The organism is Sphingobacterium sp. (assembly GCF_039596235.1).
Classification (GTDB): Bacteria; Bacteroidota; Bacteroidia; order Sphingobacteriales; family Sphingobacteriaceae; genus Sphingobacterium.
Genome location: NZ_JBCNKE010000003.1, coordinates 263,911 through 288,375, shown reverse-complemented (window position 1 = coordinate 288,375; position 24,465 = coordinate 263,911). Strand labels below are relative to the sequence as shown.

The following is a 24,465-nucleotide window of genomic DNA, read 5'->3' as shown; positions in this document are numbered from 1 at the left end:
TTCAATTAACTTTAATGATGCGTTAGTAATAAGTCCAGTCTTTTCCCTCAGACTCTTGTCGATCGCCTATTTTCAGATCATTAAAATTCTTTCTGTTTCCGTCGAGCTATCTGACTAAAGCTTGATTATGGACCGGTACAATAGGATTTGGCCTATTCCACAATAAAAATCTAAAATTATGAAACGATCTGGGACTATTTACTGTTATTCAACATAATTGCTATTAACAATAAAATTATAAGAGATTTTTTGAACGTAATTCACAATCCTATTTAATCCAAATTTGGGCAATTAGCATTTGTCATCAAAGCCATCAGGTTAGCATAAGCGCGCTTGTCGAACAAATAAAACAACACGAGAAATGACATTCCAGAATAAGATAAATCAACGGAACAAAAAATATACTGACGTAGGCGCGATTAATGCTAGCCAAAGAATTCTGGAAACGATGTGCAGTCATATCCAAATGAGGTATGGGTTGATCCGCAAAAAAAGGGGGGACAAATGGGACAATTGCTGTGTTTATGACTACCATTCCCAACAGGTCATCATTCAGGACAGTGATACCTATGTAAAAATCTATCAGGAAATAAGAAAAGGTTTTGAACCAATTTATATTGATAATGTAGATCGATGCACAAAACAGCAATGGGGTGAACTCCTTCAGGAATTCGGATTAAAAAGCTATATTTCCTATCCCATACTCAATAAAAATAACCGTATTGTTGGCCACTTAAGTTTTATGAACGATGAACCAGTTGAATTTGACCGGTCTAAATTAGAGACACTATTTCCATTCTGCAGTGATCTTATTGCTACTGACTTTAGTACAACAACTGAAACGCTACATCTCAAAAATATCCTCGAGCAGGAACGCATGTATTCCAAAAACAGAGATCTTATTTTGTTTTCTTTAGCCCATGACTTAAACAATCCTGTAAGTATCATAAAGCTATTATCTCAATATCTCGGACAACATCTAGAAAATGGAACACAAAAAATTCTGGCAAAAAAAATAGAAAATACTTCTAGCCGTATGAAAGGGGTAATCGATGATATTCTAGATTTTAGCAATACGCGATTTGGGCGTGAAGGTGAAAGCCATACCGAGCTAGTGAATATGGAACAGTTAATCAAACAGGTTTTGTCCGAATTTGAAGTGATACATGACAAAACAGTCTTAACAAATATGAGACTTCCGCTAAATGTGCACAGTGATAAAAACAAAATGGGACGAGCTTTTGTCAACCTGATCAGTAATGCGATAAAGCATGGAGCACCCCATAAAGAAATCGAAATAAATGCTTTTATAGAAAAGGACAATTTTATTTTCAGCGTAACAAATTATTTCTCAGCCACCCGTTTACCAAATACTTCGGATCTATTTAAGCCATTTTTACGGGGTTCGGGTAGCAAGGGGCTCGGTCTGGGACTGTATGTGACCAAAGAAATAGCGAAATTCCATCATGGGGATATTGAAGTAGTCATAGAGGACACGAAAATCACATTCAAACTCTTGATACCTGTAAAATAGTATTTTTTTCTAATGTGGCTCTAGTAGTACTGGATGTACTTGCCAAGAATCATACGATTCCTGACAAGTCTCCAAATAAAATAATTTAATGTATTATATCAAAAAAATGTTGTAGATGTCCATAACCGATTCTAAAGAAACAAGTTACCTCCAACCTAACAGTTCACTGAGTTTGATCTCCAATTCATGACCATGGAAATCCTTTCCGATAATGATGCCATTTGGATCCAATAATAGATTGGAAGGAATAGCCCGTATACCGTACTGCTTTGCAACAGTATTATTCCAACCCTGCAGATCAGAAACATGTGTCCAAACAAGCCCATCATCTTTTATAGCTTTCAACCACCATTTTTTTCCCTTTATATCGTCCAACGAGACGCCTAGAATGGTAAATCCCCTGCTGTTGAACTTATGGTAGGCTTTAACCAAATTGGGGTTTTCCTTGCGGCAAGGTCCACACCAGCTCGCCCAGAAATCGATCAGTACATACTTCCCCCGGAACTGTTGTAAGCTAACAGGAATACCCAAAGTATCAAGCTGTGTAAAATCGGGCGCTATATTACCTATTTTGGTTAATTGAAAGGCATCGACACGCTGCTTCATTTTTTTATAGCATGCATTTTCACGGGCGGTCGCCGTAAGTTGATTTATATCTTGCTCCAATTTTGCTACATCAGCTTCATGCACGTAGTAAGATAACACCATCGCACTGACAGGTGATGAAGGATGCGCAGCAGCCCATTGGCGATAAAGTGCAATATTTATCGGTTCCAGCTCTTGATAGCGAGGTCTAAGTTTTTTGTTCAATAGCGTGTCTTTCGCTAGTGTTGCTGCAGTCATAGCGGCAAATAAGCTGTTGGATTCCGCTACTGTTGGCGCTGATTTTTTGAAATTCGCCAGGTCATTCAGGGCATCTGCATATGGGCTGCCCTTGTAAACAACATCTTTTAACCAGTGCTTTTCTCCGACCAGTTGCAGCCGTCCCGGTTCCAAATAAAATAGTTGCCTACTGCCTTCGGCCATTGGGTTTCTCCCGATAAACAGCATATAAGTATTTCCTTCATCGACGCGCAGATCGATTCGAAACTGACCGTCCTCAGAAGCAATAGAATCGATATGTTCAAAATCATCTATAGCACTTAGGTAAACCATGGTTCCAGCCTTAAGACCGGCGAGTTTACCGGTTACAATGGTATTATGCTGCGCCTTCACCTGCGATAAGCCGGCAAATAGCAAGATCAGTATTAAATGTTTATATAGTCGCATTGGTCAGCTCCTTAAATTATCTATGGATTATTCTGCATGCCTGGATTTTCATCCATTACTTTTTGTGGGAAACGCATCACTAACCGCTCAGGTTTCATTTGATAGGTATCCTTTACGGCGCCTGCAGCCGTATATAATTTATGCGTATAGGATTGCGCTCCGAAAAGTGGGTCGACCGAAAGGCGTCTCATATCAAACCAACGATAGCCAAGCAGCGCAAATTCGCGTATACGTTCATCAATAATAAATTTTAATAAAGAAATTTTCTGCGCAGCTATACCATCGGGAACAATAGCATTGGTCGAAGGCATTCTATTTTTACGAAGAATTTCCAAATCTGATTTCGCTCCCGCGAGGTCATCTAACCTTGCTTTACATTCGGCGCGGAGTAAATAGAGATCAGGCAGTGAAACCCCGTATTGTACCCCTGCCGGCATGGTTTTCCGCATCAGGCCATTTGGATAGGCCGGTCCGGAAAATGCCTTCGCAGAATAAAATTTCAGTCTCATATCCGCAGGATCGAATAAGTCGGCCGCTTCCTTGGTCAGGACCAGCATATTATCGAACAAAGTCCATGGTAGGGAGGCTTGTTTTAGATATAGTACCTCTTCATTGGCCTGTGGAAGCGGATAATTAGGGCCAAAAAACATCATCGGAAAAAAAGCACCCCCACTTGAAAAATTGGTATTGTAATCATATAATCGTGCCGGAAGGCCAAGGCTGTTCAAGCCTGTCAAAGCAGCTGTTAACAATGGTAATGCTTTACCGCTTTCTCCCATAAAAAGATAAACTTTTCCAAGCAACCCTTCTGCCGCCCCCTTAGACATCCTCAACCGATGCCTTATCCCTGTGGGCAAGTTTGGAATAGCAGCAGTCAGGTCCTTGATAATGAAATCGTAAACCTCCTTCACGCTCGCACGGGTAAAACTATTGTGTGTTACATCCGCCTCCGTTACAATCGGAAACCCTGGGTCATTGGCAGCTGTTGCTGATTGAAAAGGTTTTCCATAATAATTAATCAGTAAAAAATAAGTCCATGCTCGACCAGCCCTGGCCTCTGCTTCAATAGATTTCTTCTGTTCTTCAGAGCCATCAATTGCCCCGGATACTTCATTAATGATCTTATTATACAAGTAAATATTCCGCATAGGCACAATCATCTCGTCTGCATATTGGCTGGGTTCATACACAATATCTTCCCAGCGAAAAAGACGCTGTATACGCAGATCTGTACCGCTAAAATAGGGATCAACAGCAGCCACTTCATCGCCCATTGGTCCTTCACCATTGGCGTCAATATTTAAAACACTCAAGTTGTTAAGCAGTTGATCGTAATCGACTACTTTCTGGGCGATCAATTTCCCTTTTGGACTTACTTCAAGAAATGACTTCTTACAGGCAAACAAAAAACTGCTCAGACTCACTACAATGAGAACTGTTTTTAAGCTATATATAGTTTTCATATCTTTTTCAATTAAAATTTAGCATTTACTCCAAATGACAGCGTACTTTGATTCATAAGCATACTCCTACGGCCAGTCACGGCATTTATAAATTCGGGATCAATCCCTTTGTTATTGGCCTTCCAAAGCATAATATTGGATAGTTGTACACGAAAACTGATCTGATCGGCCTTTAATTTTTGGGTTAAAAAAGTCGGCAGGCTATACCCCAGTGTAATATCTCTCATTTTGATGTAGGAGGCATTTAGCACATTCGTGTTCGCATATTGATAATAACCAACATCCCGCCGTGTCGAGCTCACAGAGTTGCTCGAAACATAGGATGGAATACTGGTATGATTTTCGTCGCCAGCCTGTTTCCAACGATCAGCAAAGTCGGCATGAAGATTACCTGTGGTAAAACCGAATATGCCGGTATGCCTGATCCTTCCCGAATAAAAGGTATTGATATCATCGCGCATAACATGACCTAGATTGAAAACCGCATTAGCGCTAAGACTAAAACTCTTGTAACCGAAGGTATTGCTCAAGCCCCCATTCCATACAGGCTGATATGTCCCTTTAAACTGCACATCATTCACAGTAGCAACATTCGGCGTCTTGGTAATCGTCCCGTCGGCAAGCCGAATCCTTGGATCGCCCATTTCGTCCAATCCTACAAAATCATAGGCAAAGACGGCAAATGCGGCATAGCCTTCTACATATTGCTGACGCACTCTTTCTCGAGCTGTTGTCACCGGTGCGCCCAAATTGAGCTTGCTGATTGTATTCTTGTTATAACTGATATTAAAAATAGTATTCCATCTGAAATTATCTTTTCGAACATTGACCGTATTCAGGCTAAGCTCTATTCCTTTATTTTCCAAATCACCCAGATTACCTAATATGGTTGAATAGCCCGTGAATGAATTGGTCGGCATATACCCTAGAAGATCTGTCGTTTTTTTACGGTATATATCAATAGCACCCGTAATCCTATTATAGAGTAAGCGGAAATCGAGACCGAGATTTACGGTTTTGGTACTTTCCCAGGTCATCTTTTTATTGGATGCTGTAGCAATCTCCAATCCGGTATTATCAGGCAATAAACTATGGTTGAATGCGGTAAGAATATCATAAGACGCTGCTGTTCCCGGCGCCGGGGAATTGCCTGTCAGTCCGTAAGTAGCACGTACTGCAAGATGATCTAGCCATGATAAATTTTTCATAAATTCTTCAGAGGTCATAATCCATTTTCCACCGACACTCCAGATGGGTCTGTTTTGCGCGGATTTATCCAGCCCGAACAGGTTGCTTTTATCGACGCGCAAGCTTCCATTAATGGAATACTTGCGCGCGTAGGTATAAGCTAAATTGGAGTAGTAGGATGTAAAACGTGTACGCTGTTCGGATTGGTTAAAACTATCGTTACGCAATACACTGGTTGAAACACTGGTCGGCATAATCGTATTAGGAACTCCCGTCAATAATCTATTATAGTCTACGGATCCATAGGTCTGGAGCATTTCGTTATAACCCCGCACCAGACTGCCATTGACATTCTGTACTTGTTCCTGCGCTTCTTGTCCAAGTAAAACATTTAATTGATGTTTATCTTCGGACCAGCTGTTGTTGTAGCTCAATTGATTCCTAACCGTCCAGTATTGTTGATTTATATTATTGATACCATAACGACCTCCTTTGTTTGGTAAATAATAAACCGGTGTCGAAGTCGTCGTGGGTGCAACTGTAAACTGTACAAGTTCCCGTCTCACCCTGTAGCTTAATGCATCGTCGTAGTTTTCTTCTTTACCATGCCCTTTTACATAACCATAGTTCCCTTCAAACCGCAGTCCATCAAGTAGCTTAACGTTTATACCCAAAATATTGCGGCTCAACAAGCTGTTGTTTTTTGTATAGCCATAATTGAATTCATCCAAAGGATTGTAATCCAGGCTCACACGACTACGTTTTTCGAAATCCTGTCTTGTCGGATCAATAAGTCCCCACATATAGGGCATGGATATATTATTCCCATTTGCATCCTTAAACAGTTGATAAGGGTAATAATTATTATTGATATCAACATTGCGCTTGGTGCCGAGAACATTGTTGCTAAGGTCTGTAATCAAATTTAATTGAACATATTTTCCTACTGATAAATCCTGACGTATATTGATTTTATAGGAGTCGTTCTTTTCCCCGGGTCTATTGCTGACAGTTTTGGTATAAGCTGTAGATCCGTAAACAGCATATTTGCTCGTACCGGTCGAAAAGGATAACGAATGGTTCATCAAAGAAGCATTGCGATACCATAGATCCCGGATCTGCTTTCTATTATCGATATTCGCCAAACTATCCAAGCTCATTTTGGCTTGCTCAGCGGAGATCAATCCTCTGTATAAGTCATACTGAATCATATCGTGGGGCGCAGGAGCAACTCCTTCAGAACCATAGCTATAAGCCGATACTGTAGCCCAGGGATAGATCACGGGATCGAAAACCTCCTGGGCTGCCTGTATAAATTGTTTACTATCCAGGGTTTTCATATTGTCTAAATCCGGTCGTCCCTGGAAATTGACAAAGGCATCGTAATTGATTTTTAGTTTTCCTTCGGTCGTTCCTTTCTTTGTCGTTATGACGATCACGCCATTGGATGCCCTAGCCCCCCAAATAGAGGCTGCCGTAGCGTCTTTAAGTACAGTGACATCCTCTACGTCTTGCGGATTGATGGAGGAGACATCATCCATGGCTATACCATCTACAACAAATAGGGGATTTCGGTTTGTGCCCGTTACAGTTCCGTTAACATCAACGAGGCCAATGGTTGTCACACCGCGCACCAAAAAACGGTTTTGACTTGCGGCAGCAGCATTATTTACGGTCAAGCCGGGAATAAGTCCATCCAGTCGTTGCAAGATATTCATGCTACTGGTGCGATTGGCAAGAATATTTTTATCGGGCTTTGCAAATGAACCTGCACTTCTTTCCTTGGACAAGGTTTGATAACCTGTTCGCACAATATTCAGTTCTTCCAGTTCTGCAGTAGCAATTTCCAGTATAATATTCAGTGTACTTTGTCCATTAAGGGTAAGTTCTCGCCCCGTATAGCCGATAAAGGATACTTGAATTGTCGCGTCCTGTGCAACAGCTTTTAGTTGAAATTCTCCTGTTTCATCTGTCACAGCTGTCCTGTCGCTTCCTTTGACTTTAATTGTTGCACCCACCAAGGGCTTACCAGCAGGATCAGTTACCCTACCACGGACATCAATCACATTATTTGATTTAGTAGTCTGCCTTTGAACCAATGGTCCTGATCGTTGTTTTAATACAACTGTTTTCGCCTTTATTTCATAGTCAAAAGGTTGATTGGCAAAAATCTTTTGCAGCACTGATCTTAAATCTTCGTCTTTTACATTGATATTGACCGGCCGGGCATTTTTCATAAGGTCCCCCGTATAAAAAAAGTGATAACCGCTTTGGCCTTTAAGTTCCTTAAATGTAGATTTAAGTGGTTGGTTTGTTCTTGATAGCGTGATCTTCTGCGCAAAACTGGATGCACTTACCAGTAAAGGCGATGCTATAAAAACAACCGAAGCTATTCTTCTAAGCATTGACATCTTAGGGCGTGACAACAAAGGCACACCATCTCTGTTGGTATCAGTTCTATACATTAGCGTATAAATTTGGTTAAGCTAAGCATCCAAATTTGTGGGACGTGGAGCTTGCTGGATTAACAATTGGTTTTGATTCATAGGCACTTACTGCATCAGATCATCGATGCTGCAGTTGATGTTAAAAAATTGGTTAAGGTTTCTTCATCGTGTTTGTTTAAGTTCAGTAATCGTTTATTTTGAGACGTAAATTCTACGTCCTTCTACTTTGAAATGTACCGCATCAGTGGCCGAAATAACCGCCAGCACATCGTTTATTTTATTAAACCGTGATATGCTACCATTAAATTTTTGCCGCGGTCTACTTCCAACATAAATGACCTCTGCATTATACCAGCGTTCGATCACTTTCATCACTTCTTCGATCTGTTGATCCTCAAAATTAAATTCGTTATTTTTCCAGGCGACAGCGAGATCGGTATCGACATTGCTAACGGACACTTTTAGGTCCTCCACTTTACCTTGTTGGCCGGGCTTCAGTACCGCCGAACTACCGGGAGTTCCGATTTTCACGCTTCCCTCGAGTAAAACAGTCTTCTCTCCCTGATCTCCAGCATAGGCATTAACGTTAAAATGTGTACCGAGTACTTCGATCTGTTGCTTATTGGTTTTGACAATAAAGGGATGACTTTTATCCTTTGCAATTTCAAAATACGCCTCACCGCTCAAGGTGACAGCCCGTTTTCCATTTTCATAAAGCGAACCACTATATGTTAAACTAGACGCAGCATTGAGCCAAACCTTTGACTTGTCAGGCAGTGTGATCATGTAAGTCTCTCCTCTGGCGGTCGAGAGAGTGTTTACTTTATAACTTTGATCGGCTCTATTCTCGATCACATAAATCAGTTGTCCTTCTTCATTTTTTGAGATGGAAATCCCGGCTTCCTGCGCGAGTTTTCCTTTATTAGCCGCGGATAAATTTATCTTTCGACCATCTGCAAGTGTTAAGGTAGCCCCAATTTTACCGGGAGACAGTTGACTATCGGTTGCTATAGCTATGTCCGTATGTTTATCTGAGTTCGTATAGTAATCTGATATACCATAAAAAATACCAATAGTGAATATGATGGAGGCGGCAATGCTGATTTTCTTCCAGAGTTTAGCTTCCTTTGGTTTAGTAAGTGCCAGAATTTCCATGCGCATTGATTCAGACATTTCAATATAATCCGTTTCATCGATTTCAGCCGAACCAGCCGTTGCTAGATGGATAAGCCAGTATTGGATCAGCAGTACCTCTGCTTCGCTCGCCTGACCGCGATTATATTTTTCTATAAGTAGTTCTGCTTCCTTGGTATCCATATCTTTTATTCAGTAGGATTGATCCTGATGTATAGATATTATCCTTGAACAGGCAAAGAGTACCGATTTTATAGGATGTTTTTTTAAAAAAAAACATAAAACACTATATATCAGCAATATATTTTTTTAAAAATTTCTATCCAACAAAACGATGATGAGCAAAGTACCAGCTTTATGAGGCCCGATTTTGTCTTTTAGGATTTTTAGTGCGATACTTACCTGATTTTTGACAGTCTGTTCGGCAATACCAAGCTGAACTGCAATCTCACGATAAGATAAATTAGCCTGCCGGCTTAATTCAAATATTATTCTGGTCTTTTCCGGGAGTTGACCAATATATCCATTGAGCAAGGTTCGCAATTCCTTTTCGTCAAGAGATTCACTTGTACTATTTTCAAGCTCAGTGCTAAAGCGGGCAAGCGATGCTAGGTAATCGTTCTGAAATTTGTTCCGTTGGATATATTTTAAGATTAAATTTTGAGCAGCCACGTAAAGATATCCTCCTATTTTTGCATCTAGCCGAATATGGTCCAGCCTTCGCCAAATTGTTAAAAAAAGTTCCTGTACCAGATCCTTGGCAGCATCGGAGTCTCTCAGCATCCGATTTGTCTGCGCCAAAATTTTGGGCGAATATCGATTGTAAATTTCAGTAAAAGCGCTATGATCCTTTTGCTTAAGCAAGGAAACCAGTTCTTCTTCTGAATATTCACTGTAGTTCTTCATAATTAAGTTGGTCGATCAAATTCTTAATTTCCTCACAAATATAGTTATTCGTCTGAGGTTCATCGAAAAACTTATAAATTCAGTGTTCTGGTAAGAGATGTTATCTTAAAACAGATTCCCCAGATTTCAATATTGTTCTGATTTGATCAGCTGTTAGATACTTGATCATAAATAAACTTATGATAAACGATTTGAGCAAAAGAATAGATAGATCGGCGGCTATCGCGGATATACCGAAAATTCGAGAATTGCCATACTCCAGCAAAAACACATCAATGGCCAAGTGTATTCGGAAAATTCCCGTCTGTTTGAGGGATTGATCCTTGCATTCATGATAGCCCTTTCTTGCCGCGCTATGCATCGGTATCAGTGTCGTGATCGTACGTGCCACTTTCAAAAAGGACAATCATAAACAGGAGTGATCTGTACGCTCCTGGATTTGTATAAATAAATTAAGGGTGCAAATTTCAAACCCTTATTTTAAACTATTATGCTTTTGGTACCGGTGCATTCGCTGCAATTAATTTTTCGTGCTTTAATTCTTCCCAAAAATCGGCGGGAATTTTAGCCTTGAAAGACTCGGCATTTTGTACAGCCTGCGCTACGGTATGTGCTCCGGGTATAACCCCTGAAACTTCACTTGGTGCAGCAGCAAATTGTAATGCTGCTGTCCGTAGGTCTACGGCATGATCGTCTGCCACCCTTTGTAAAGCATTCAATTTTTCTTTAACCCCAGCAGGAAACTTGCCATCATACAGATAGCGGTCTTTGCCAGACAGAAATCCAGCACACAAGGGTGCACCTACAACAATGGACAAGCCTCTTTCAGCAATTTTTGGGAACACCTTATTCAGATCATCATCATGTTTGATTAATGAATATTGGCAGGCTGAGAGAAAAATATCGGGGTCCGCCACATCTAATGTTTGCAAAATTGGTTCGATGGTATTGACACCTAGTCCCCATCCTTTTATTATCCCCTCCTGCCTCATTTTAGTCAGCTCAGGCATGGCTCCTTTCGCCGCTTGCTCGAAATAACTGGCATAGGTATCTTTCATATCGCCATTGTCGGGTGAAAGATCATGGATATATACGACATCTATGGATGATACCCCCAGTCGCTGTAAGCTATCCTCTACGCTTTTTCTGACACCGGCAGCACTGTAATCATATCGATAACTAAAATTCATCTTACCCTTCCATAGCAACTGCTCCATTGTAAAACCCTCTTTTGGCTCCAAGATTCGTCCTACTTTAGTCGACAGCGTAAAACTGTCCCGTGGCTGATCTTTTAAAAATAGGCCCATCCTACGTTCGCTGATGCCTAATCCATACCAAGGGGAAGTATCAAATAATCGTATCCCTGCATTCCATGCGGCTTCCACTGCTTGGAGGCATTCCAGATCTGAGTTTTGCTGAAAACCGTTCCCTAATGCCACTCCGCCAAACCCGGCTTTATCACTGGGACGAAACCGTTTATGTTGATCTAAATTTTCAGGTTTTACCATACTATGTTCTTTAATTGTTGTTGTCAAAATATCTGGTGCTGCTGCGCCCAAGATCAATCCCGATCCTGCAAGGCCTGTTTGCACTAAAAATTTTCTTCTTTTCATACCCTTCACATTATCTAAATCCGCTTGCCTGTAATAAAGATTCTTTGCTGCAGCCGGACAGGTCAAAAATTTAGTATGTACAGTGCAATCAGGAATCTTGCATAAAAAACCAATCTCAAGCCTGCTTTGTTTTAAAAGATTAGTAGTGGGACAGCAAGCGCTTCAGCTATTACCCGAATTCGATCCTATCCGCCATACTTGAGGCTGTATTTTGGTCGAAAATAGCGAATCGGGTCACGGTGAAGAGAAAGTTTATGCCCCTAATCATATCTCAGGTGAGCATTAATGATAGACAGTCCAACTTAGTCTAAGGCGGGTTCATATTCAATGCCATTTATTCCATCAAGTACACCATAATTGATTTTGGCAGTAATCGTACAAATTTCGTTAAATCTATTTTTCACTTCTAGATCAATGTATACCTTGGTCAGAAAACGCCCATTGACATCCCTAAAACTCCAATAATCCTTAAACCAGTGTTTTCTATGTTCAAAATTGCCTAATGACCGGGTTAAAACCTGATGTGCTAACAACTCGAGCTTTTGCTGTTCTAAATCAAAGCTTATGTATTCGTCCATCGCAATACGAACAATTTTCTTTCGCTGAAAATGGCCGTAAACCGACCAAGTCCCTGCTGTAATAGCCAAGAAAAAAACTAATATGTCCATAATCCGTCGTATAGATGATAGGACGAAAGGTAGCAAATTGTATGATTGAAAAAGAAAACACTGGTTCTATTTTTTGAAAGTGTATTTCTGGTTCGAGCACCTATATTATAAAAAAATCTTATTTTTAATCTGTATTTTTCTAACGATAAGAAAACAAAAAATAATAATCTAAATCTATAAAACTAAATGTTAAACATGATCAAATCTATGAATCCGGGACAGTGGATGTTAATCCTATTGATTTTTATAAGTAGTCAATCCAGCAGTTTTGCCCGCGCAGCAACCACTTATTTTCAATTGAAAGTTTATCACTTTCAGACTACAGAACAAGAGCAGGTGATCGATCGTTTTCTTGAGAAAGCCTACTTGCCGGCGATGCACAAATTAGGATTTAAAGAGATTGCCGTATTCAAACCAATTGACAATAAGGATAAAGCAGATAAATTGGTTTACGTCCTCAGTTCATCAACTAAACTTGAAAAATATGCAAGTCTTGACGTCGATATCTTAAAAGATAAGCGGTATTTAGAGTCTGGAAAGGAATACCTGGATGCCACACATACACATCCACCTTATTCAAGGATTGAAACGATTTTAATGAAAGCCTTTGAGGGTATGCCATTTCTTTCTCTCCCCAAATTAAACACAGATAAAAGTGAACGCGTTTACGAATTGAGGAGCTATGAAGCTCCAACAGAAAAGTTATCTGCAAATAAAATCTCCATGTTCAATAATGGTGAGATCGATATCTTCAACAAGTTAAAATTTAATGCCGTTTTCTATGGTCAGGTTATAGCAGGCAGTACGATGCCTAATTTGATTTATCTCACGACTTTCGAAAACATGACCGACCGCGATGCACACTGGAAAGCTTTTGGCCCTTTATATAAACCAATGGCCGATCTGCCCCAGTACCAGAATAATGTTTCTAAAAACGTAACCACTCTTTGTAGGCCAACGGAGTATTCAGATATTTAATCAAATTAAGTCCCACTGAGATTTGTTATCAGGTAAAAGATTTCATTTTTTTTTCATAATCGGGGTTTAGCTTTGATTAACAAATTATAAAAAATGAAAATTTTGGGATTACTCGCCATAGGCTTGTTGCTAGGTACAACAGGGATGGCACAGGAAACAAAGGCAAAAGTTCATTCATCACAGAACGTTGAGACTACCTTGCAGAACAATAAATCGAAGAAAACTGCAACGTTGAAAGCGGAAGGAAATGGGGTGGCCGAACAAGAAATCAAGGGTAAACAAGAAGTTGCGAGATCATTAGATGCTGCTGAAACAAAAGGCAAAACAGCAGTAAGCCAACTGACAAAAACGGTATCTGGAGCTGAAACAGGCAAAGCTGTCAGCGAATTGGCCACAGCTGGTAAAGTAGATGCAAAAACCGAGCATCCGGATAATCATGGTGCTGCTGTAAGCACTGTCGCTAAATCAGATATTGCAGCGGATGTTAAAGGAAGTACAATAAGCACTGTCGCCTCTTCTGTAGGGCAGGCTCACGCTACAGTAAAAACAGTGGATGTTGCTACGCAGGCGGCGGTAAAAAGCACGCCAAATGTAAAGGCAAACGTTAATGCCAAAACAAAAATTGACGTAAACTCAACCAATGTGCGTACCAATACAAAAATTCGTACCGGGGTAGGCATTAAATAAGCAGATAAAATCTAACTTTGAACTGAAGTAACTAGTTCAAAGTTAGATTGATCAGAATGAGCGGTATGTTTCACAAGGCATGGTTTACAGCTTTAATAATTTTCGTTATACGGATCAGCGTCGCTGCTGCGGCTATCCCGCAGGATACTATTGCACGGTCGGCATCCTCAAAACAAAAGAACGAGGAAACTAACCGGCCAGCCAGTCAGGCTAAAGAAACTGTTAGCCAAATGAAGGAAAAAGTGATAAAGTCTGTACCAAAAGCGCGAAATCAACAGATCCCCCGTCCTGTAATACCTCGAATTAATTCGGTAACCCCTGATGTTAGGGTAAAAGTGAAAACAAAGATCAACACAAAAATTAGAATAAAACTTTAAGCATCTATTTCCATGAAAACGCTATATTTTTTGATAGCAGCTTTTGCCATTACTCAACTATTCGGCAGCGTAACTTGTTTTGCCCAAGAGCCTGACAGTACAGCCAAGAAAACCACGTTTACCTGGACTAGCCTGCTAAGCAACAATGCCAATTATTATGGTCAAACTGCTTCGGAGAAACTTCCCTTTGCCTATACAGACCTACGCATGCTGACGACTTCAGGATGGCATATATCTGCAGGTGGCTACCAGCTGCTGAAAGAAAACTCCGCTCCTTCCGAGCTTCATGTGGGGACGGGATTTGAATTTAAACTGAACAAAGCCTTGTCGCTGGACATTGGTTATACGCGTTCTTTTTATAAGAAAGAATCTCCCCTGTTGCAGGCCTCCAATCCAAACAATGTTTCAGCTGAACTGGGATTCAGCCATATCTTTCAAACAGATCTGGAAGGAGATTACAATTTTGGCAAAGAGAACGATGTGTTTGTAACGCTTACTAATAGCAAAATTGTAAATATTCACAGTTTTACATCAAAAGATCTCCTCTATATCAAACCGAATATCGCATTGACCGCCGGTACACAACGCTATTATACGACATATTTGGAGGAGAAAAAACGGAGGCTTGGCCTTCCAGGATTTTTAGAAAACAAGTTGCCACCTGTCAATCAAAAACCGGAATATGAGGAAACGACTGTTGAGTCAACCGGATTTAAAATGCTGTCTTATAATTTCCAGCTCCCCTTGATCTGGCAATATGGTAATGGAGCATTCTTGGTCTCCTATCAACTCTCTGTACTGGGAAAGAATGCCGCCGCGGAGCAAAAGCATAATTCGTTTTTTAATGTGGGATATTTTTATCAATTTTAATTGACAGCTATTTTGCAAAGGGTATGAAGGTACTTATCGTAGAGGACGAACCGGAATTGGCCCGGGAGATTACCGATTTTCTCCGGCTTGAACAATACGATTGTCAGATTTGCACAACCATAGCAGATGCGATACGCGTTCTTGGGGATCGTTTCTTTGATGCCATAGTCCTCGACCTAAGCCTGCCGGATGGAAATGGCATGAACCTATTGGATATGATTAGAACCGATCATCCGGATAGTGCTGTCGTGATCGCCTCGGCGCGTGGTGCACTAGAAGACCGCATACTGGGATTAAAGAATGGCGCCGACGACTACCTTCCCAAACCTTTTTCTTTGGCCGAATTACACATACGCCTATTCGCTATCTATCGACGCCGTTTGGGCCATACCGCTCAGCCGCTACAGGTGGGTGAATTTAGTATTGATATTGAGAATAGGGCTGTCTATTACCAGGATCAAGAAATCGTTCTCTTCAAAAAGGAATTTGATATTCTGACTTATCTTCTACTAAACAAGAATCGTCCATTGAGCCGCTCGCAATTGTACGAACATGTGTGGGGAGACCTGAGCTTCCCGAATACGGACTCAAATTATATTGATGTCCATATCAAAAATATCAGAAAAAAAATGTCGGTTTTTGCACCTGTTCCCTGGCTACAGTCGGTTCGGGGAATCGGCTATAAAATTGTATTGCCGTGAAACTGAATACTAAATTTACGCTCTATTTTGCTTTTTCGAAACTGCTGATCTTTGGCTTTTTCTTATGCATCTTGCCGATAGTCTTCAGTTGGTACACGCAATACTCCATCGATAAATTCCTACATGGCCAGGAGAATAAAGTATTTGACAAGATCCGTGAAAACGGCATGGAATACTATCTGCAAGGGGAACAGAACTACGGCAGTTATACCATGCTCAAAGAAGATTATATTGCCATTCAGACGACCAGGGCTGACTCTTCCGATTTGGGCCCGTCACATATAGACAATCAGCGACGCATCGTGGAAAGCGACACCTTAAACTACCGGATTTTGCATCGTTTTTTTGAAGCTGATGGAAAAATGTACTTATTGGAAATCGGCAGATCGCAACATAGTATCTCGCTTTATGCGGCTATCCTGCAACAGGTCGCACTCGTTATTTTAATGGTATTGTTTTTACTGACCATCTCCGTGGATTATTTTTATGGACGCCATCTGCTGAGTCCGTTACAACGAATCATTCGCTATCGGCTTTCCGAGCAACAGTTTCCATTTGACTTGGAATTTAAAGCAATCCCAACGACGACAACAGACTTCCGCCTACTGGATGAACACCTTTGCGACCTGATGCAAAGGGCTACACACGCTTATACACGTGAAAAGGATTTTACTGCCAATGCTTCTCACGAACTGCTGACACCAATCAGCATACTGCGAGGTAAAATAGAGAATATGCTGATCCAGCCGGACCTTAACCTGGAATTGCAAGAAAAGCTACTTTCATCGCTACAAACTCTGGATCGTCTGAATGGAATCGTCAAGACACTGCTCTTTTTGGCGCGGGTCGATAGCGGTCAGTACCCGCGTACTCAGGAAGTTTTTATAAGGTCTTTGCTAACAAGGGTAACCGAAGAACTTGAACCACTCATGGGCGAAAAACAGATTCATCTGTCTATTGAGGTTCCTAAAGATCTTGCCCTAGCCCATCAACACGAAGAACTTCTTTTCCATTTGTTCCATAATTTGATCAATAACGCAATTGTATATAACCGGCCCCAAGGCTGGATCAATATTAGCCATAATTGTGATGGAACAAATCATCAAATAATAATTTCGGATAGTGGCGTGGGAATGACGGCTAACGAATTGGAAAACCTTTTCCAACGTTTCAGAAGTAAATATTCAAAAGGAAATGGGCTAGGTATGTCGATCGTAAAAAGCATTGCGGATTTCTTGCAGATCAACATACAAATAGATTCTAAACCCGAGGATGGCACCACGGTTTATCTTCACTTTCCTTCAAAAGAACCAATCAATTAGATTCCCTCAATTACAAACTTATCCGCGCCCAGAATCATCATTTTTATCCTATTTTCCGGCAGATGAACTTTGTTAGCTATATAGAAGTTAATTACGTCGCCATCGGAAGCGTTGGTTATACAAGAATACAATAAAAAACAAGGAATGAAAAATGGAGTTTGGTTATACCCTTATAATTGAACCCCAGTTTTTATTTGAATTCTTATAGTTGGGAAATTGAAAGCCCTCGATCGAAGGCGGAGGTTTTCAATTGACCAGCAATGCCACAATGTAACTTATCTCAAGGAAAAAATTCGTGAATACTTACTTCAGTCGGCGCTAGTTACGACTATCGGATATAGATTAACGGTCTGGCCAAAACTATTGTAGAAGCTTCTTCTGAAAGCCAAAACGAACTAGGTCAGCGGTATTTCTAGTATTTGTTTTTTCCATAAGATGTTGGCGGTGCCCCTCTACCGTTCTTTTGCTCAAAAATACTTTATTGGCAATCTCCGCATTTGTATATCCTTCAGAGATCATTTTCAATACTTCCAATTCTCTTTCCGAAATATCATAACGCTGCAGGAGTTCAGCTGGATCTACAGTAACAGGACAATGATCGAGATAGTCTTCTAAAAAGCGTAAACTTAGTGACGCTGTAACATATTTATGTCCTTTAGCGATCTGTAAAACCCCAAATAAAAGCTCGTCATAATCTGTTCCCTTTGATAAATAGCCATCTGCGCCCGCAACAAAGGCTTCGGTTACTTTAGCCTTATCTTCTATCATTGATAATATCGCCACTTTTATTTCGGGATAGATTTTTTTTACGATACGTACAAAAGAGATACCATCCATCCTATCCATAACAATATCAGTCAAAATAAGCTCTGGTTTTTTATTTTCTTCAAGATATTCCAACGCTTTTTCAGCACTGCCCAATTCGGTTACAATGGATAACCTAGGATGGGAATCCAGTAATAAACAAAGCCCCTCCCGCACCAGATGGTGATCATCGATTAACAATATTTCTATCATTCATTCTCCATATATAAAAAAATAACGCCGTTTAGATAAAAATATTATTCAATAAATATATTATTTTGTAATAATAATTAAGTTTAAACATGTAATTATCACAGTAATTTAATATCCATTTTAAGTTCTCGCTTATTTTTGCATCTGACTCATTCTCACATATCTTTCTTGCTCGCTTATCAAACTGTTTGTTAGTGGCCAGGGTTATATAATAATAATGGATCAAAAACACTTTGGTGATCAAATATTCAATATCTTTAATAAAGCAACAATATTCTCACCTTTAAATCCATCGAAAAATGACATCTCAGGAGGCTCAAATACACTTAAAACGGGAGAATGCCCAGCTCAAGCAACGGGTGTCCGAACTTTCGGAATTTATTGAAAATGCATCCATGCCCCTGCATTGGGTAAATGGAGATGGTATCATTATCTGGGCAAATAAAGCCGAGCTTGATCTGCTCGGTTACACGAAAGAGGAATATATAGGCGCTTCGATTTACGATTTTCATAGCGATCAGGATAAAATTACGGCAATCCTTCATATGTTGGCGAATAATGAAAAAGTAAATGATTATCCTGCGACGCTAAAATGCAAAAATGGATCATTTAAACATGTTATTATCAACTCAAGTGCCTTAATGAAAGGCGGCGAATTCGTTCATTCGATGTGTTTCACAAAAGATATTACGGAATCACTTATCGCCGAAAAAAGAAGAGCTAGCCTGACAGCCATGCTGGCGGAAAAAGAAGAACGGCTACGCCTGGCACTTGCTACCACAGAACTCGGCACCTGGGATTGGGATTCAAACGGCGAAATCGTACAGCTTTCTGATCGATCGCGACAGATACTAGGTCTAAAATCTGATGAAGAATTTGCAAACGTATTATTAGATCTCGTTTATCCTGATGATAGAACATATGTTTTCCAGCAAGTAAAACAGAGAAGTGATAGCAACTCGGATGGACACTTTGAGTTCACTTGTAGAATTATTAAGAAAGGTTCAAATTCCCTTATCTGGATAAAGGTACAAGGCGCTGCTTATTTCAGTAATGCTCAAAAATCAAGACGAATAATAGGTACGATCATGGATATAACAGACCAAAAAAAAGCGATCGCAAAAAGTGCTGAATTGGTCGCCATCATTGATTCCTCTTATGATGCGATTATAGGAAAAACCCTGGAAGGAATCATAACGAGCTGGAATAAGGCGGCAGAAAATCTATTCGGATATACCGCCGAAGAAATAATCGGTCGATCTATTTTAACCCTAATTCCGAAGGATAGACAACAAGAAGAAGACTATATCCTTGGCCGAATGCGCCAGGGAAACTCGATTAAACATTTTGAAACAATCCGTCGCACTAAGACAGGCAAATTAATTGATTTATCACTAACAATTTCCCCAATAAAAAACGATGCAGGAGAAATAATCGGGGTATCTAAAATCGCTAGAGATATTACAGAGAAAAAACAGGAAGAAAGAAGAAAAAATGCTTTTATTTCAATGGCAAGCCACGAATTAAAGACTCCTCTCACAACAATACTACTCAGTGCTCAGGTCATGCAGCAACACAAGGAGACCTTTGGTCAACCCGGCGCAACCCTAGGTGCAAAAATTGAATCGCAAGTCAAAAAAATGATGACAATGATCCAGGACTTCCTGAGTATGGCCGAGGTAGAGGGTGGAACATTACGACTCCACAAGTCGTCCTTCAAACTGGAAGCATTAATACAAGAATGCATAAACGATCTCCATCCGACCGGTTCAAACCATCCCATCGTTAATAACTGTGATCCTTCTATCACGATCTTTGCTGACAGAAATAAAATGGGTCAAGTATTGACCAACTTGTTGAGTAATGCCGTCAAATACTCGCCCACCGGCGGAACGATAACAACCGGCTGCATTATAAGTGGTGAAAAGGTAAAAATATATGTCCAAGACGAAGGACTAGGAATAGACAAAAAGCATCAGAAAAAATTGTTCAAACCTTTTTATCGGGTAGATAATTTAAATACAACAAATATTTCCGGCTTTGGGATTGGCTTATACCTAGTAGCAGAAATATTACGATGCCACGATACGCAAATCGAATTGGACAGTACAAAAGGAAAGGGATCGACCTTTTACTTTGAACTTCCCATAGACTCCCCAGCCCCTGAATCAAAAACTTTATTTACAATGGATAATAGCTCATTCATCTCAAAGGGTTTAGCAAGAAAATGATCTGCCCCAGCATCAAGCGCTATATCCCTCCCATCATAGGAGGCAGATATGCATAAAATAAACATGTCATCAAATGCTTTATGATGCCGAATTTGTCTAATCAGTTTGTCACCATTTAGTTCGGGCATCCACAAATCACAAATAAAAATATCGGGCTTCTCTCTCGAAATATAGTCAAAGGCTCGAGAACTTTTGCTTTCACTTACAATAGTTGCATCTGACATACTCAAAACCAACTCTAAGGTTTCTAAAATCGCCGCGTTGTCGTCACATAAATATATCTTTTTGTCCATCGTTATAAAAATCGTAAATCCGCAAAACAATCCATTTTTCCCTAAGCATGTTTCTGCGACATTCGATAAAAATACATTAAAAATTTGATCAATGATGTTTAATTCTATTAAGAAGTATTATAATGAACCTTTAGTTCAGAATATTTTAAATATAATCGTTATAAAGCGCTTCCCCAAGCCAGCAACTTGATTCTTAAATTAAATTTTCATTAGATATTGCTTGGTTATTAAATAACATTTTTAATCTTTTGCTAGTTCATTCTTCACATGAAGATCGATCTATCTGGAAACGTTGGCTATCCAAGGCAACATTACAAGTAATGAAAAAAACGTTCAGTTATAAGGAGTATAACTGAACGCTATATTTTATCGGAATCTTGGGATGCAGTTTTTGCAATTCAAAAAACCTAAATTTTCATCTGCTACCACATCTGCTGCAAGAAATTGCTTACCGATATTATTCTCTTAATATTGGTAAGCTAATTAGGGTTTATGAACCTTACTGGTTAACGGGAAAATAGAACTTTCAACATGTGCCTGTTCAATCAAACGACCTAATTCCTTTACTTTTCCGGGATTACCTTCCGCAATATTATGTTGCTCTTTTGGGTCTTGTTTAAGGTTATACAACTCTGTTGTTGGTGACCCGCTCCTAACTTTCTGCAAAATAAGTTTCCAGTCTCCTTTACGAACAGCCTGACGTCCGCCATCCTCATGGAATTCCCAATAGAGATAGTTGTGTTGCTTTTGCTTTTTATTTTTGCCTAACAGGGTCGGGACAAAGGAAATTCCATCTGTATATCTTGGCTTATCAGCCTTTGCCAGTTCAACCATCGTTGGCATGATATCCCAAAAGGCGCCTAAATAACTGGATGTTTTACCTCCGGTGATCTTACCCGGCCAGTACGCGATGAACGGAGTCTTTATCCCCCCTTCATAGAGGTCACGTTTTGTACCCCGTAATCCGCCAGAACTATTGAAAAAGCCGGGATCCGCTCCGCCTTCCTTATGCGCTCCATTATCGCTGGTAAATATAATAATGGTATTGTCGAGCAGGTTATTTTGCCGTAATCGCTCGACAATCTGACCTACATACGCATCCATGCGGCTTACCATACTGGCATACATCGCGTGGGGCTTTTCGACACTGGCGTACCCGGGAACAGTTGCCCTGGGACCGTAATCGTTCCCCCGATAAGGTTTTTCATCGAATTTGTGGGCGTATTGTTTGTAATATTCATCCTCCGGTCCAGCGAGTTCAGCATGTGGCAGTACAGTGGGCACAAAAAGAAAGAAGGGTTTATCTTTGTGGGCGTCGATAAATGCAAGGGTTTTCTCCTGGATCAATGCCGGAGCATACTGGCCCTGCGCCATCAATCCATTACCATCAAGTTCTATCCGTTGCTTATTATGCCAAAGGTGTGTAGGATAATAACGATGGGATTGACGCTGACAATTGTATCCATAAAATTCATCAAATCCCTTTTGGTCAGGCGCACCTGTGGTATGGACCATACCCAATCCCCATTTGCCAAATGCACCAGTGGTATAGCCGGCTTTCTGCAACAACATAGCGATAGTCTGTACCGAATCGGCCAATGGTTCTTGTCCCTCGGGTTCGATTTCTTTATTGCCTCTGACGTGGGTGTGTCCTGTATGCTGTCCCGTCATCAGCGCTGAACGTGATGGTGCGCATACAGAAGTACCTGCATAAAAGTTATCAAACTTCATACCCGCGCGAGCCAATGAATCTATATGCTTGGTTTCAATCTTGGTCTGGCCATAAGCGCCCAAATCCCCGTAACCGAGGTCATCGGCCATGATAAAGACAATATTGGGTCTTTTATTTCCACTTTGGGCAAAAATGCCCGTTGTTGTAAATAGAAGGGCAGCTAAGACTGCTTGTTTTAGTACGATCAGTTGTGATGCTTTCATATGTTCTAAATTACTGCTAAAATAGGAAGATTAGTACGATGTGACTACCATCCTTCGTTCTGTTTTAAGTTTTTATTCTGTACCAGTTCTGCCGCCGGTATCGGATATAAATAATAATATTCAGGAAACGGAGCTGGTGCTTTGCCTTCGTAAGCAATATAACCTTTTGTCTGTCCATTTTCGAGCGGTATAGGTGCATTTGAAGGTACATCTAGGCCCTTAGTAATATACCGTCCTAATTTTTGAGCGACAGCATAATCCATTTTTTTCCATCTTCTGAGATCATCAAACCGGAACCCTTCGCCCATCAGTTCAATAGTACGTTCCCGACGGATTTCCCATAGTGCCGGGCTTATAGCCTCATCACGGGTAGGGTCCTGTGGGATAGCCGACAGCTGTAGTGGAGCCACTCCGCCGCGTGCTCTCAATCTATTTATCGTTTGATCTATAATTTGTTGGCTGATTTCCCCAAGTTCATATTTTGCTTCTGCATATCCCACCAACATTTCCCCGAGTCTAAATATCGGAGCATCGTTAATATCCACATTTTGAATCCTATTAATCTTATTACTGAATTTGTAGAACCGGTATCCCGTGTAGCTGACACTAAATGGTTGTCCATTGGTGAAATCTACATAATGCGGCTCCTCTTTCAGTATCAGCCCTTCCCAATTCATCCAAGGTAAAGTTTTATGTTTGTCATCTGAAAGTGTGGACATCAAATCGATATACTCCCGATCCTTGGGATCATCTGTATACTCCCAAAGCATATTTGTTTTTCCCATTTTAACTTTATAAGGCGGTGGAATCGTGAAATATAAACGGTTGTCCCGATTCCGGAATTCATTGTATGCACTTTGATCCCCATCAAATGTCGGACTTATCCAACGCGTTTTTCCATCTTTCATCAGGTACATATCCACAGCTTTCTTTGTAAGATCCCATCTGCCGGAGGAATTACGTGCCAAAGACGCTAGACTATGCGTAATCTGATTCAACTCATACTGTTTGTAAAGGAATACTTCGGCGACATTCGCTAATGACTCACTATTGAACAGCATGTCATAATTGCTCAATAGCGGTATCGTACCGGATAAAATTTTTTCGGCCGCAGCTGTCGACAATTTCAAGTATTTTTCGGCGTCTTTAAGTTGATGGTATTTGCGCCATGTTCCCTCACGCAAGCCAAAGCGAGCGGTCAGCGCTAAGACGACCTTACGATTGATGGTATTGGGGCCATCGCCGTTTTCCTTGATATTTTCTCCAGCATAGTTGAGCATTTCTGTGATGTGTGCTGCAATCTCGTCACGGCTTGCCGGAGTGCCATACAGAATCTCGGTGTCACCGTCATCAATCGTGTGTTCTACCCAGATCGCCTGGCCAAATTTGTTCAGAAGATCCATATATTGGTAGGCCTTAAAAAAGTAGCCAAGACTACGGATATGCTTCTTTTCCGGCTCAGACAATTGACCTGCCTGCTCAATATTATCCAAAAGTACATTGATCGCGCGTATCTGTACAAATGGATTGCTATAGTCGCCACTCGTTGACGGAACTACCATCCGCTGCCAAATCCAATCAGAAGTGCTATTTGCCTGTGCTTTAGCAAAGAGGTCACTATTGACCTCAGCATCCGGCACAGAACTATTGTACCCCGGAAAGGTACCGTAGAACTGCCAGGCATACGAAATAAAGTTATTATAGTTTGTGAACGTACTTTGTTCGGTCAATGTGCCTTCCGGATCAAGATCCAGTAAATTGCTACAGCCCGTTAATGATGTAGACAGCCCAAGACAAAGGATATAGTGGATAAATTTCTTTTTCATGATATT

18 protein-coding genes are annotated in these 24,465 nt (G+C 40.6%); 8 read left to right on the top strand and 10 right to left on the bottom strand.

The genetic code is table 11. The annotated features are described in order from the left end of the window. Window positions 1–361 precede the first annotated feature (361 nt). Window positions 362–1,534 (top strand): GAF domain-containing sensor histidine kinase, encoded by a 1,173-nt coding sequence (locus ABDW32_RS08660; RefSeq protein ID WP_343561418.1) that lies wholly within the window; start codon window positions 362–364, stop codon window positions 1,532–1,534. Window positions 1,535–1,678: 144 nt separating this feature from the next. Here the strand turns inward: ABDW32_RS08660 and ABDW32_RS08655 are convergent, their stop codons facing one another. The 7 genes from ABDW32_RS08655 to ABDW32_RS08625 all read right to left on the bottom strand — a co-directional run bounded on the left by ABDW32_RS08655 (window position 1,679) and on the right by ABDW32_RS08625 (window position 12,222). Beyond that, window positions 1,679–2,803 carry a TlpA disulfide reductase family protein gene (locus tag ABDW32_RS08655; protein WP_343561416.1) on the bottom strand — a complete coding sequence of 375 codons (1,125 nt, stop codon included), beginning with the start codon at window positions 2,801–2,803 and terminating at the stop codon, window positions 1,679–1,681. Between the two features lie 20 nt (window positions 2,804–2,823). After that, window positions 2,824–4,266: a RagB/SusD family nutrient uptake outer membrane protein gene (locus tag ABDW32_RS08650; RefSeq protein WP_343561414.1), complete on the bottom strand. Its 1,443-nt coding sequence runs from the start codon at window positions 4,264–4,266 to the stop codon at window positions 2,824–2,826. 11 nt (window positions 4,267–4,277) lie between these two features. Next, complete coding sequence (locus tag ABDW32_RS08645; protein WP_343561412.1) at window positions 4,278–7,919, bottom strand: SusC/RagA family TonB-linked outer membrane protein; 3,642 nt, start codon at window positions 7,917–7,919, stop codon at window positions 4,278–4,280. 174 nt (window positions 7,920–8,093) lie between these two features. Further along, window positions 8,094–9,218, bottom strand: coding sequence for a FecR domain-containing protein (locus tag ABDW32_RS08640; RefSeq protein WP_343561410.1), 1,125 nt, complete (start codon window positions 9,216–9,218; stop codon window positions 8,094–8,096). A 126-nt stretch (window positions 9,219–9,344) separates the two neighbouring features. Further along, a complete protein-coding gene (locus ABDW32_RS08635; RefSeq protein WP_343561408.1) occupies window positions 9,345–9,941 on the bottom strand; it encodes an RNA polymerase sigma-70 factor in 597 nt (198 codons plus the stop codon). A gap of 488 nt (window positions 9,942–10,429) precedes the next feature. Next, window positions 10,430–11,554, bottom strand: coding sequence for an aldo/keto reductase (locus ABDW32_RS08630; protein WP_343561406.1), 1,125 nt, complete (start codon window positions 11,552–11,554; stop codon window positions 10,430–10,432). A gap of 302 nt (window positions 11,555–11,856) precedes the next feature. After that, window positions 11,857–12,222 (bottom strand): hypothetical protein, encoded by a 366-nt coding sequence (locus tag ABDW32_RS08625; RefSeq protein ID WP_343561404.1) that lies wholly within the window; start codon window positions 12,220–12,222, stop codon window positions 11,857–11,859. A 195-nt stretch (window positions 12,223–12,417) separates the two neighbouring features. Between ABDW32_RS08625 and ABDW32_RS08620 the strand changes: the two genes are divergently transcribed. The 6 genes from ABDW32_RS08620 (at window position 12,418) to ABDW32_RS08595 (ending at window position 17,157) form a co-directional block, all read left to right on the top strand. Beyond that, window positions 12,418–13,200, top strand: coding sequence for an NIPSNAP family protein (locus tag ABDW32_RS08620; protein ID WP_343561402.1), 783 nt, complete (start codon window positions 12,418–12,420; stop codon window positions 13,198–13,200). Window positions 13,201–13,293: 93 nt separating this feature from the next. Next, a complete protein-coding gene (locus ABDW32_RS08615) occupies window positions 13,294–13,887 on the top strand; it encodes a hypothetical protein (protein ID WP_343561400.1) in 594 nt (197 codons plus the stop codon). 65 nt (window positions 13,888–13,952) lie between these two features. Further along, complete coding sequence (locus tag ABDW32_RS08610) at window positions 13,953–14,264, top strand: hypothetical protein (RefSeq protein WP_343561398.1); 312 nt, start codon at window positions 13,953–13,955, stop codon at window positions 14,262–14,264. 12 nt (window positions 14,265–14,276) lie between these two features. Further along, on the top strand, window positions 14,277–15,134 hold the full coding sequence (locus ABDW32_RS08605) for a hypothetical protein (protein WP_343561396.1): 858 nt from the start codon (window positions 14,277–14,279) through the stop codon (window positions 15,132–15,134). Window positions 15,135–15,157: 23 nt separating this feature from the next. Then, the gene (locus tag ABDW32_RS08600; protein ID WP_343561394.1) at window positions 15,158–15,835 is read left to right on the top strand and encodes a response regulator transcription factor; all 678 of its coding nucleotides are present in this window, start codon (window positions 15,158–15,160) and stop codon (window positions 15,833–15,835) included. Beyond that, complete coding sequence (locus ABDW32_RS08595; RefSeq protein WP_343561392.1) at window positions 15,832–17,157, top strand: HAMP domain-containing sensor histidine kinase; 1,326 nt, start codon at window positions 15,832–15,834, stop codon at window positions 17,155–17,157. The genes ABDW32_RS08600 and ABDW32_RS08595 overlap by 4 nt, the downstream gene beginning before the upstream one ends. Before the next feature lie 360 nt (window positions 17,158–17,517). On the opposite strand, the gene ABDW32_RS08590 is transcribed toward ABDW32_RS08595, so the two are convergent. Further along, on the bottom strand, window positions 17,518–18,174 hold the full coding sequence (locus ABDW32_RS08590; protein WP_343561390.1) for a response regulator transcription factor: 657 nt from the start codon (window positions 18,172–18,174) through the stop codon (window positions 17,518–17,520). Window positions 18,175–18,473: 299 nt separating this feature from the next. Here ABDW32_RS08590 and ABDW32_RS08585 point away from each other — a divergent pair, with 299 nt between their 5' ends. Then, on the top strand, window positions 18,474–20,405 hold the full coding sequence (locus ABDW32_RS08585) for a PAS domain S-box protein (protein WP_343561385.1): 1,932 nt from the start codon (window positions 18,474–18,476) through the stop codon (window positions 20,403–20,405). 776 nt (window positions 20,406–21,181) lie between these two features. On the opposite strand, the gene ABDW32_RS08580 is transcribed toward ABDW32_RS08585, so the two are convergent. Both ABDW32_RS08580 and ABDW32_RS08575 read right to left on the bottom strand, forming a co-directional pair. Then, a complete protein-coding gene (locus tag ABDW32_RS08580) occupies window positions 21,182–22,633 on the bottom strand; it encodes an arylsulfatase (protein WP_343561383.1) in 1,452 nt (483 codons plus the stop codon). 44 nt (window positions 22,634–22,677) lie between these two features. Beyond that, complete coding sequence (locus tag ABDW32_RS08575; RefSeq protein WP_343561381.1) at window positions 22,678–24,459, bottom strand: RagB/SusD family nutrient uptake outer membrane protein; 1,782 nt, start codon at window positions 24,457–24,459, stop codon at window positions 22,678–22,680. Window positions 24,460–24,465: the final 6 nt, after the last annotated feature.

Coding starts and splice junctions, on each gene's coding strand:
- ABDW32_RS08660 (WP_343561418.1), top strand. CDS start 362: ATGACATTCCAGAATAAGATAAATCAACGGAACAAAAAATATACTGAC.
- ABDW32_RS08655 (WP_343561416.1), bottom strand. CDS start 2,803: ATGCGACTATATAAACATTTAATACTGATCTTGCTATTTGCCGGCTTA.
- ABDW32_RS08650 (WP_343561414.1), bottom strand. CDS start 4,266: ATGAAAACTATATATAGCTTAAAAACAGTTCTCATTGTAGTGAGTCTG.
- ABDW32_RS08645 (WP_343561412.1), bottom strand. CDS start 7,919: ATGTATAGAACTGATACCAACAGAGATGGTGTGCCTTTGTTGTCACGC.
- ABDW32_RS08640 (WP_343561410.1), bottom strand. CDS start 9,218: ATGGATACCAAGGAAGCAGAACTACTTATAGAAAAATATAATCGCGGT.
- ABDW32_RS08635 (WP_343561408.1), bottom strand. CDS start 9,941: ATGAAGAACTACAGTGAATATTCAGAAGAAGAACTGGTTTCCTTGCTT.
- ABDW32_RS08630 (WP_343561406.1), bottom strand. CDS start 11,554: ATGAAAAGAAGAAAATTTTTAGTGCAAACAGGCCTTGCAGGATCGGGA.
- ABDW32_RS08625 (WP_343561404.1), bottom strand. CDS start 12,222: ATGGACATATTAGTTTTTTTCTTGGCTATTACAGCAGGGACTTGGTCG.
- ABDW32_RS08620 (WP_343561402.1), top strand. CDS start 12,418: ATGATCAAATCTATGAATCCGGGACAGTGGATGTTAATCCTATTGATT.
- ABDW32_RS08615 (WP_343561400.1), top strand. CDS start 13,294: ATGAAAATTTTGGGATTACTCGCCATAGGCTTGTTGCTAGGTACAACA.
- ABDW32_RS08610 (WP_343561398.1), top strand. CDS start 13,953: ATGTTTCACAAGGCATGGTTTACAGCTTTAATAATTTTCGTTATACGG.
- ABDW32_RS08605 (WP_343561396.1), top strand. CDS start 14,277: ATGAAAACGCTATATTTTTTGATAGCAGCTTTTGCCATTACTCAACTA.
- ABDW32_RS08600 (WP_343561394.1), top strand. CDS start 15,158: ATGAAGGTACTTATCGTAGAGGACGAACCGGAATTGGCCCGGGAGATT.
- ABDW32_RS08590 (WP_343561390.1), bottom strand. CDS start 18,174: ATGATAGAAATATTGTTAATCGATGATCACCATCTGGTGCGGGAGGGG.
- ABDW32_RS08585 (WP_343561385.1), top strand. CDS start 18,474: ATGACATCTCAGGAGGCTCAAATACACTTAAAACGGGAGAATGCCCAG.
- ABDW32_RS08580 (WP_343561383.1), bottom strand. CDS start 22,633: ATGAAAGCATCACAACTGATCGTACTAAAACAAGCAGTCTTAGCTGCC.
- ABDW32_RS08575 (WP_343561381.1), bottom strand. CDS start 24,459: ATGAAAAAGAAATTTATCCACTATATCCTTTGTCTTGGGCTGTCTACA.